Source organism: Paraflavitalea sp. (assembly GCF_059502485.1).
The window spans coordinates 1-12,041 of sequence record NZ_JCACET010000012.1 but is presented as its reverse complement, the minus strand read 5'-3'; the positions used below and the strand labels follow the sequence as shown (position 1 = coordinate 12,041).

Annotated in this window: 2 protein-coding genes; both read left to right on the top strand. The window is 40.5% G+C overall.

Translation table 11 applies throughout. From position 1 onward, the window contains the following. Positions 1–2 precede the first annotated feature (2 nt). Positions 3–9,383: an amino acid adenylation domain-containing protein gene (locus tag AC5JBY_RS33600; protein WP_495909103.1), complete on the top strand. Its 9,381-nt coding sequence runs from the start codon at positions 3–5 to the stop codon at positions 9,381–9,383. Next, a partial coding sequence (locus AC5JBY_RS33595) for a non-ribosomal peptide synthetase (RefSeq protein WP_495909102.1) occupies positions 9,380–12,041 on the top strand: 2,662 nt, incomplete at its 3' end. The genes AC5JBY_RS33600 and AC5JBY_RS33595, both read left to right, overlap by 4 nt.

Sequence of the window (12,041 nt, the reverse complement as noted above, 5' to 3'; positions counted from 1 at the left end):
CAATATGGGCGGAATTATTGAAAATTGAACGAATTGGCATTCACGACAACTTCTTCGAACTTGGGGGGAATTCGATCACCATTATTCAGATAATCAGCCGAGCAAAGAAAGTTGGTATTCACCTGCAACCTCTGGACATGTTCCAGCATCAGACCATCGAAAGCTTGCTGAACAATATACATGATGAAAACATGACGCAGGTCGAAGAAGGCTTTCTTGAGGGAGAAGCCGAACTACATCCTATTCAACATTGGTTTTTTGAAAGCCAGTATGCACAACCTGCGTATTACAATCAATCAGTTTTACTTGAACTGGATAAACAAATAAGTGATGCTATCATAGATTCCGTAATAAAAGCTATTGTTGCCCACCATGATGCCTTGAGATTCATTTACACAAAGATGGATAGCAAGTATGTTCAACAGTATGGAAAAGATATTCCCGGAGTTGATACTGCAGACCTCTCAAATGTCCCTGCAGAAAGCCTGCAGGCAGCGATCACACAAGTATGCAGCGATTACCAACAGTCGCTGAAATTGGAAGCAGGTATTTTGTTCAAAGCATTATTTATTAAAACAGGGGCAGCTTTTGGCTCTAACAGGTTATTTATTCTTGCCAATCACCTGATCATTGATGGTGTTTCCTGGGGAATTATTCTGGAGGACCTGGGATCCATGATTGAGGTATTAACCAGTGGCGGGAAAATTGATTTGGATAGCAAGACAAGCTCTTACAGACAATGGCAAAAAGGGCTTCAGCAATTAGCAAACAGCAGACAGACCGAGTCGGAAATACCATTTTGGCAGACTGTTGTCGCCAACTACATTCCTCTACCGGTTGACAAAGCAGGAGGTCAACAGCTTGTCAAACATCTTAAACCGACCAAAGCCATATTGCCTGCTTACTTTGTAAAACTATTAACGCAGGCTCATAAGATATATAAAACGGAGACCACAGATTTCCTCTTAGCAGCGCTCTCGAAAACATTTCTGGACAGGTTTAACCTTAAGCAGCTTACCATTGGCATGGAAGGTCATGGCAGGGAACCGCTATTTAAGGACCTAAACGTATCGAGAACAGCAGGCTGGTTCACCAATTTGTATCCAGCCCTGTTGAACACCGGAGACTATAACTCAGCAGGAGAGTGGATCAGGAATATCAAGCAACAGTTGAGAATTATTCCTGGTAAAGGAATCGGCTACGGGTTGCTTAAATATTTGCACAAGGAAGAACAGATCAGGCAACTCTTTGCCGCCTCGTCATTCGACATCCTCTTTACTTACCACGGACAGCTTGAAAATACAATACCAGCAAACAAGTTTTTCTCTCTCGCACAAGAGAATACAGGTAGTGCAAGATGGGAGAATAACAGGTTACCGTATAAAATGGAAATCATCTGTTATTTATATAAAGATGAGTTGGTAATTGACTGGAGTAGTTTCAGCGACGACTATGAAGAATCTACCTTAAAATCGCTGACTGAGGTATATATAAATAATCTGAAATTATTGATTGAATACGCCAGTAAACAGACTACTACTGCATTAACGCCTTCTGACTTCAATCTACCTGGCACTGTCAGTGTTACTGAGCTTGACTCTTTTCTGGCTACAGTTACTAGCAAACATGCAACAGGAAATATCCAACGGATCTATCCGTTGAGTCCAATGCAGGAGGGCATGTTGTTTCATGGTTTATACGACAGGAATGAGGATGTATATCTCGAACAAATGACTTGTAATTTTAAGGGCCTGGATGTAGATGTCTTTAAAAAATGCTGGGAATACGTCGTTCTCAATCATACTATATTACGTACAGCGTTTTATTTTGACAAGCTATCGATCCCGGTTCAGTGCGTATTTGAAAACGTTGATTTACCGTTCGAGGTAACGGATCTCTGCCATTTAAATATACAGGAACAGCAACAAAGGATCAACGATTATATTTATAACGACAAGTTAAAGGGGTTCGATTTCGAGCAATCGCCTTTGATGCGTATAGCCTTATTCAAGCTAACGGCCAATTCTCACAAATTCGTATGGACACAGCACCATATTATACTGGACGGCTGGTCCGTCTTTAACCTAATAAGAGAAGTAGCCTCGTTGTATGAACAAATAATACAGGGATCACCTGTACCTACTCCTACAATTGATCATTATGAAGATTTCATAAGATTATTGAGCAGCAGGGATATAATCAGGGAACAACTTTTCTGGAAAGAATATCTAGCTGGTTTTGATAGTCCTACCTTGCTTCCTTTTGTTAACAATCATAAAGACCGGAATAAAGGAGTTGGCACATATAAAATCAATATACTGGAGCTGGGAGAGGATATTAGTTCCCAAATTCAGCAATTTGCTCAAGAAAACCGACTTACAGTCAACTCCGTGATACAGGGCTGCTGGTCACGTTTACTTTCTTATTATACAGGGAGTAAGGATATTGTTTTTGGAGTTATCGTTGCCGGCAGACCACCAGAGCTTGCATCGTATGCCGACAGAGCAGGTCTTTTTATTAATGTCATTCCTTTCAGGTGCAACATCAAAGAGCAGGAAATCGCTTCCTGGCTTCTGAATATCCAGGAATCACAAGCTCAGGCAAGAGAATATCAGTATTGTCCGATAAGAGAAATCCAACACGCGCAAAACATAAAGGGTGATTTTTTTGACTCCCTGCTCGTATTTCAGAATTATCCGATCGGAGACATATTCAATAGACAATGGGCATTGAATGCTTCCGACATCGATATGTATGACCGTACAAATTACCCTTTAACGGTTCTTATCGGTATCGGAAAATGTATTACAATCCATTTCAGCTATAACAGCGACCTTATCGAAGACATCTATATCGACAACATAAAAAGACATTTCATCAATGTACTTAACTTTATCATCAATAATCCTCACGCCCAGAATACAACTATTCCTATAACCGACCATGAAGAAAGGCTGCACCTATTATCCGAATTCAACAATACTACTTGCAACTACCCGCTTAACCAAACTGTTGCAGACCTATTCGATGTACAGTTTCAGCTGATCCCAGATGAAACAGCAATCTTCTTCAAGACCCAGCAATTGAGCTATCGGCAGTTGGATGAGCGCAGCAATCAGCTGGCGCATTGGTTACAGGCGAGAGGCATGCAGGCCGGAGCTCTTATTCCAATATGCATGGACCGTTCCATTGAGCTGATCATAGGGATTGTTGCCATATTAAAAGCAGGAGGGGCTTATGTTCCAATTGACATCAACTATCCGGAAGAACGGATTCACTTCATATTAAGTGATATAGATGCAAAATTGCTGCTAAGTGATGGTAGTTTGAAAAATATTCCATCGTCTATTGAAGAATTGAACTTGCTAAGGGATGCAGGGATACTTGAGAGACAATCGAAAGAAAAAGCAGTGCGTTTCAATGCACCATACGACCCTTGTTATGTAATTTATACGTCGGGCACTACCGGACGCCCCAAAGGGGTCAGGATGCATCACAAAGCAATGATAAACCTGCTTATATGGCACGATGATCAACTTGCACATACAGCTACAAAAAGAGTACTTCAATTTGCAAGCATCAACTTCGATGCTTCATTCCAGGAAATATTCTCGGTCTTTTGTTTCGGCGGCAGCCTTGTATTAATCGAAGAACTGGAAAGGAAGGATATGGGCCAAATGCTGAAAGTGATTGACCGACATCAGGTTAATCAGCTATTTATCCCCTTTGTAGTACTGCAGGCGCTAAGTGAACAGGCTGTTCTGGAAGGGCATTTCCCACTGAGCTTAACTCATATTTTTACTGCCGGCGAACAACTAAGGCTTTCCGGTAATATTGAAGAGTTGTGTCGTATAACGGGACTCGAGCTACATAATTATTATGGCCCATCGGAAACACACGTAGTAACTTCTTATAAAGTAGTACCAGAAGACTATAAAAATCATCCACTGCCCCCAATAGGTCGCCCAATCAGCAATACAGCTATCTACATCTTGAACGAACAACAACAACCATGTCCTATAGGCGTGCATGGCGAACTATATATAGGAGGTGAAGCAGTTGCACTTGGTTACCTGAATCGGCCATCGTTGACGGCGGAAAGGTTTATCAATAATCCATTTACCGCTAAGACAGCAGACAAGTTATACAGAACCGGAGATATTGCCTATTGGTTGCCGGACGGCAACATTGAATTCCTTGGCAGGAAAGATGACCAGGTTAAGATACGTGGGCATCGCGTTGAGTTGGGCGAAGTTGAAAGTGTGTTACAAACTTGTGAAGGCGTTGCTCAATGTGTTGTTTTAGCTGAATCAGACTCCTTTGGAAGCAAGAGGCTGATCGGCTACATTGCAGGAACAGCAACCTATCAAAAAAAAGCAGTATACCAAGAACTGCGGCGTCAATTACCAGACTACATGGTGCCCGCTATACTGATAGAACTGGATAAAATCCCATTAACCTCCAATGGGAAAGTCGATAAAAGAGCACTACCCAAACCAGAACTGACACTGCAGGAAAATAATTATACTGATCCTACTACCTGGTTTGGAAAAGAGATGGTCGCTATCTGGCAAAATCTATTAAAGGTAGAAAGGGTAGGCGTCACAGACAACTTCTTCGAGTTAGGCGGTCATTCGCTACTTGCAACAAGGGTATTGTCACTAATTCGACGCAGGCTTAAAGTGGAAGTAGGAATGAAAGAATTGTTTTTGTATCCGACGATAGCAGAACTGGAAAAACATATTACTAAAAGAACATCACGCAAGCTGCTACCACCTGTGACACCCTACCTTAGGAAAGGACCATTACTACCTGTAAGCTACGCACAGGAACGGCTTTGGTTCATAGACCGGCTACAAGGTAGTAAGCCATATCACATTCCCATTGCTTTAAAATTGAAAGGGGAGTTACAGATAGCTGCTTTAGAAGATAGCTTCCGCAGTGTTATCGAGCGGAATGAAATACTCAGAACTGTACTCGTGGAACACGAAGGGACTTGCTATCAACAGGTGAATGATGCTTCCGGCTGGCATTTACCTGTCATGCCTGTCGCAGGATGGAAGGAAGAGCAAGTCAATGATTATATAAATCAATATATCATTCAACCATTTAACCTCTCAACAGATATTATGTTGAGAGCCATATTATTGCAACAAGGCACACATGACTTCATCCTCACGGTAGTCGTACATCACATTGCATTCGACGGGTGGAGTTTATCCATATTGGTGAAGGAACTGACAGAACAATACGCCTCCAAAGCTACCAGCAAAGGGATTGATCTACCTCAACCTGAAGTACAGTATGCGGACTATGCCATCTGGCAACACACGCATCTCACCGGCGAAATATTAGAGGAACAATTAGAATACTGGAAAAATAAGCTTTGGGACATCAAACCACTGGATCTGCCGACAGATTATAGCCGGCCTGTCATTCAAAGCGGGAAAGGTGCGAATGTTGAAGTCTTTTTGCATAAGGAGTTACTGGATAGATTACAAGCCCTCAGCCGCCAAGAGAATGTGACTCTTTTCATGGTATTGTTGGCCGCCTTCAAAGCATTACTTTATCGCTATACAGGCGAAAAGGATATTTCAGTAGGTACCCCGATTGCCAACCGGAGATCACAGGAAATAGAATCTCTTGTAGGATTCTTTGTAAACACGCTGGTTATCCGAAATGAAGTGGAGGGTGAATGTTCTTTCAGAGAAGTGCTGCAACAGGTGAAAAACACTTTACTGGAAGCCTATGAATATCAAGACACCCCCTTTGAAAAAGTAGTCGAAGCTACAGAGGTAGAAAGAAATATGAGCAGATCACCGCTATTCCAAGTAATGATCATGCTGCAAAACATACCAGACATTCCGAAATTGAAATTCGGAACAACGGATATATCTCTTCACAAGTTGGAACACAACACCGCCAAGTTTGATCTAAGTGCAATTTTCAATGAAACATCTGAAGGGCTTCAAGTCATCTTCAACTATCGTAGCGATCTCTTTGAACGAGAAACGATCGAGCAGATGACAGGGCATTTTGGGCTATTATTAACAAGCATAACAGAGAATCCATCAGATAGCATTAATTCATTAAGTATCATAGGGAAAAAGGAACGGTCAAGGATACTTTATTCATTCAACGATAATAAAGTAGCAATAGAGCCGCAATATTTAATCCCCGACTTATTCACTATACAGGCAAAAAAGAGTCCTGAAGCAATCGCGATCACCTATCACGACAAGCATGTCTCTTATAGAGAACTTGATAACAAAAGCAATCAGCTTGCGGCTCTTCTCACCCAGCATGGCATCACTAAAGACAGCCTTGTTCCCCTATTTATGGAACGCTCTGCAGAGTCTATAATTGCTATGCTGGCAGTCATGAAAGCCGGAGGCGCATATGTTCCTATTGATATTAACTATCCTAAAGAACGAATACATTTCATACTTGAATCGATCGATGCCTCATTGGTTATCTGTGATAGAATTATAGAAGACTACAAGGAGAAACTGAGATTAATTGACATTACCAATAAAGCTTTTTTTGAGGAGAATCGAACAACTACGTATTTCCCTAAAGCGACAGAAGGCGAGCAACTGTGCTATGTATTGTTTACATCTGGCTCAACAGGCAAGCCGAAAGGAGTAATGATAAAACACATAGGATTACTCAATCATATTTTATGGTTCAGCAATCAATTTTCGATCACTCAATCAGACCACACTGTTTTATTAACCACATTCAGCTTTGATGCTGCTCAGGCATACCTGTGGAGTAGTCTTACTACCGGAGGCACCATCCATGTTTTACAGCAGAACGACATGGAAGCGGACAATGTGGTAAGGTATATGGCGGCGCATAGGATCACCTACATAAAATGTACGCCCAGCTTGTTTAATGCCATGCTTACTTCAAAAAGCTTTGAACGTCGGGGAATTCTTTCCAGCCTAAGGATGTTGATGCTTGGAGGAGAAAGAATAAACATGACAGACGTAAAAACATTCCAGGATATATACCCCGCCGTGTCGATCTGTAATCACTACGGTCCTACAGAGGTCACTATTGGCTGTACTGCTCATTACATTAAACTAAATCAATATAGCAACAAAGGAAAAGGATCGATAATTGGAAAACCGTTCCAAAATACGGATATCTATATTCTGGATCCTGCCATGAATATTTGTCCTATCGGTATTACAGGAGAGATTTATGTTGGTGGGGCTGGTATTGCCCGTGGCTATTTAAACAATCCCAGCCTTACTGCAGAGCGCTTTATAACACAGCCATTTTCCGGTTCCCCAAAAAATATTATATACAAGACAGGAGATATGGGCAGATGGCTTCCGGATGGCACCATCGAATTATCAGGAAGAAAAGATGATCAATTTAAGATACAGGGATATAGGGTTGAGATAGCTGAAATTGAAGAAGCTATACTGTCTCACGACAAAGTGACTGCATGCGCAGTAATAGTAAAAAGCCGTCCAATTACAGGTGAAGTCATAATAGGTTATTACGTTGCATCAAAACCATTAGAGACGCATGCGCTACGGCTTCATTTGAGTGAGAAATTACCTGCCTATATGGTGCCGGCATATTTGATACCATTAGACGCAATTCCCTGCCTGCCAAGCGGGAAAGCCAATAAACAAGCATTACCAAATCCCTTTGAACTATCCTTTAACAACAATGTACCCGACACGCAACCAACCGATCAGGAAATCGGGATTATCGAACTATGCAAAGAATTATTGAATGTGCCAACAATTAGTCCGGAAGACAACTTCTTTAGCATTGGCGGCGGTTCTTTAAAAGCTATTCAATTAGTTGCACGTATTTACAAATATTTCAACAGAAAGGTCGCTCTGAGAGACATATTCTTACATCCAATCATTAGCCAAATTTGCAACCTTGTATTTGAATCCACCCTAGAAGAACAGTTCGAGCGAATACCCCATGCTACTAAAAATGATTTTTATCCGCTTAGTGCCATGCAAAATAATATTTTGCTGGCAAACCTGCTTTCTACAGACAAGGCGCGATATAACACAACGCTTGTTTATGAATATTCCGGCAATTTAAATATCACCGGCTATAAATCTGCCTTTCAGGATATAGTTAAACTACACGAAATCCTTCGCACTAATTTCGTCTTACAAGACGGGGTTTATGTACAAAAAGTACAGTTACCTGATGAACAGGAAATGTCAATTGAATTTATAGACGTGCAACAGTCTGGTGAGCAGCAATTATTGGTAGAACAATTGGTGAATAAGGAAGAACGATATTCATTTAATCTTGAGCATGAGCCATTAATAAGAGCAAAAATATTCCAACTATCACCTGATAGATTCATTCTGCTATTCAATCTTCACCACCTCATATCGGATGGCATTTCTAACAAAATATTATTGAATCATTTTTCCAGGCTATATCAATACCACACCACCGGAGCTCCTCACAACATGTCCACTGAAACCGTACAATATAAAGACTATGCAGTATGGCAACAACAGACTTTTTCAGGAGGAGATATAGAATTACAGGAAAAATTCTGGTTTCGCATGTTCGAAAATGACGTACCTGTCCTCAGACTTCCCTACGACTTCATAAATAATAAGCAGCGAGGAAACGAACATTCGCTTGAAATCGTGAATGATTCGATACTAACAGAGCAGCTATTGCTGCTTTCAGAAGAAACCGGCGTATCCTTATATGTGCTGTTGTATACAGCCTTTTTTGCGTTCCTGTATCGAATCTCTAACCAACGAGATATTGTAATAGGTACAACTGCAGCAGGCCGTCAGCATCCTGACCTGGATCAAATAGTTGGTCTTTTTGCCAACACGCTGGCTATAAGGTGTCCTATTGATGAAGGAATGACTTTCGCACAATTATTGGAACGAAATAAAGTAATTATTCTCGATGCCTTAAGCTATCAACAATACCCATACAATAAACTTGTTTCTAAATTTTCCACATCCGATAAAAATGACAGAAACTTATTTAATGCAATGTTCGAGTTTAACCAGGATGATTCAAAAGAAGAGGAACTTGTTTTTAAATTATATACCAACCACAATAGGCCTGTACAGGCTAAGTTCGACCTAAACCTAACACTTTTTAGAAAAAACAGACAGCTAACTTTCTTTTGGCTCTATGATTCAGAACGCTTCAAACAAGAGACAATACTCCAACTCGCTACGTACTTTAAAACATTCTTAAATACGATATCCATATCACCGTATTCCAAAATAGAAGATTATATAATTGCTAAAAACAATGACCCAGAAAGAAAAATGCAGCGAGAAAAGGGAGAAAGCAATAGCCTTAGGAATAGAATGCGATTTGATTTTAATGACGCAACAATTGATATACAATGACATTAGATGAAGAAATACTACTTTCAAGTGGTCCATACCTGGAAAGAAAGAAGTATTGGATTAAGCAGTTAACAGGGGATAAAACCTTTACTACACTGTCAACAGACAATAATCTATCGACTGAATCGTCTCATAAATTATCAACAGATTTTGAAATCCCATCAGATATTTACAGAAAGGTATGCGGCATTTCTATGGAAGAAGAATGGTCTATGTTCAGCATACTGCTCTCATGTGTATACATTTTAATAAGAAAATATAACCACAATGAAGATATAAAGATCTTTATACCCCAAGGTAAAGAATCAGCGCTTAGAGGCATATACAATGAAATGCTTCCCGTTCGCGTGTTAATGGAAGATGATTCATATAAGAAGACTTTACAAAAAGTCAGCAATGCCATAGAAGAGGCTTTTGAATTTCGTGATTATCCGTTGGAAAAGCTTGATCTTTTTGAAAATGGGTCATCATACCTTGACCAGTCTGACATACAGTGTCTGCTATTGAACATACAAGATCCCATACTACACAGAAGCAATCTTATTTTCTGTTTTGAAAGAAAAAATAATACGCTAACCGGAACTATACATTATACAGCCAAGCTTTATGACGAACAATTCATTGAAAGAATGGTTGGCCACTACCTGTCGATCCTAAAGCAAGGAATTCAAAATCCTGACAAAAAGGCTAATAGTTTTCAGTTATTATCAGATTACGAACGACATGAATTAATATATAAGTTTAACAATACAAAACACAAAAATGCTCCGGTAAATATTTGCACACTACTTGAATCAATTTCCAGGGAAACGCCGGATAAGATAGCCTTGATCCATAATAAACAACAACTTTCTTACGAGGCATTAAATAAAAGATCGAACCAACTTGCAAAATTCCTGATCTCAAGAGGGCTGGTGGCAGGTGACCTTGTGGGGCTACTGTTTGACCGTTCTTTTTCGTTGGTTGAATCAATATTAGCCGTCTGGAAGGCTGGGGCAGCTTATATACCTATTGACCCCGATTATCCAATGAAGCGCATTGAGCAACTGGTTTCAGACTCGAAGATGAAAATGTTGCTGACCCAGACACTATACGTCAGCGCATTGAAAGGGGACATTACAGAAGGGGTAGTATTAGATATAGGCTTGTTCGAAAAAGAAATCACCGCCCTCAATGAAGAGAACATACCAATCGAAATCCCTTTCGAGAGTCTGGCATATGTCATCTATACTTCCGGCTCAACCGGGACTTCTAAAGGAGTAATGATCGAACACGCAGGCATGTACAACCATATTCTTGCCAAAAAAGATGACCTCAGGATCGACGAAAATTCAGTAATTGCACAAACAGCCACCCAGTCCTTTGACATTTCTGTTTGGCAGTTCTTTGCAGCACTATCGCAAGGAGGAACTACGGTTATTATACCTAATAAGGAGATCATGAGTCCTGAATTGTTATTGAACACACTCAATAATAACAGGGTCAGCATACTTGAAATCGTTCCTTCTTACATGGAGGTCTTACTTAATTTTATCAAGCATAGCAATATCAGGCTGCCTCATCTTCAATACCTGGTTGTGACCGGCGAAACACTCAAACCATATCTGGTAAACGACTGGTTTTCTTTCTTTAAAAATATAAAAGTTATAAATGCATACGGCCCAACGGAGGCATCCGACGACATTACACATCATATTATTGAAGGTACCGTTTCTGACACCATCATTCCTGTAGGAATACCTGTCCGCAACCTAAATATTTATGTAGTCAATAAGTTTAATGAATTATGCCCGGTCGGAGTGTTGGGTGAAATTTGTGTATCAGGCATTGGAGTAGGACGAGGTTATCTGAACAGAGAATCACTTACCAACACGTTTTTTGGGCAAGACCCTTTCCGGACCGATGCTACACTGAGAATGTATAGAACAGGAGATATCGGGCGCTGGCTAAGTAGTGGAAAACTTGAATTCAGGGGCAGAAAGGATGACCAAGTCAAAATACGAGGCCATAGAATAGAACTTCAGGAAATTGAATATGCTCTCACCCAAATACCTGAGATCAGGCAAGCTCTTGTGGTCAGCAACCATGACAGTCTTTCAGCTTATATTGTTTTCGAAAAAGATAAAACCCTTTCAAGTGCTTCTATCAGGTCTTTTCTTGGTGAATCATTGCCGGATTATATGATTCCTGAACATGTGTTACCACTTACAAGCTTCCCATTGACCTTAAATGGGAAAATTGATAAAAAGGCATTACTTAAGCCAACATCTGGCAAGCATAACGAATCTGTTACAATAATCCCTCCATCGGATTATATAGAGGTGTTCCTGCTAACTGCATGGAAGAAACTATTGCACCTTGAACAGATCAGCATACTGGATAACTTCTTCGCGCTTGGCGGTCATTCCCTGATGGTTATTCAATTATTAACAAGCATATACAAAGATCTCGGCATTAAACCAGACATACTTGTATTTTTCAATGCACCTACCATCCGGGAATTTGCACGATATTTAAACACCTGCAATCCCATTGGCTTTCACGCTATTCCCTTAGCCTCCTCAAGTGACAGTTATGTGCTATCTCATTCCCAGCGCCGCCTGTGGGTGTTAAGTCAGTTTGAAGAAGCTTCCGTAGCTTACAATATACCAGCCGCCT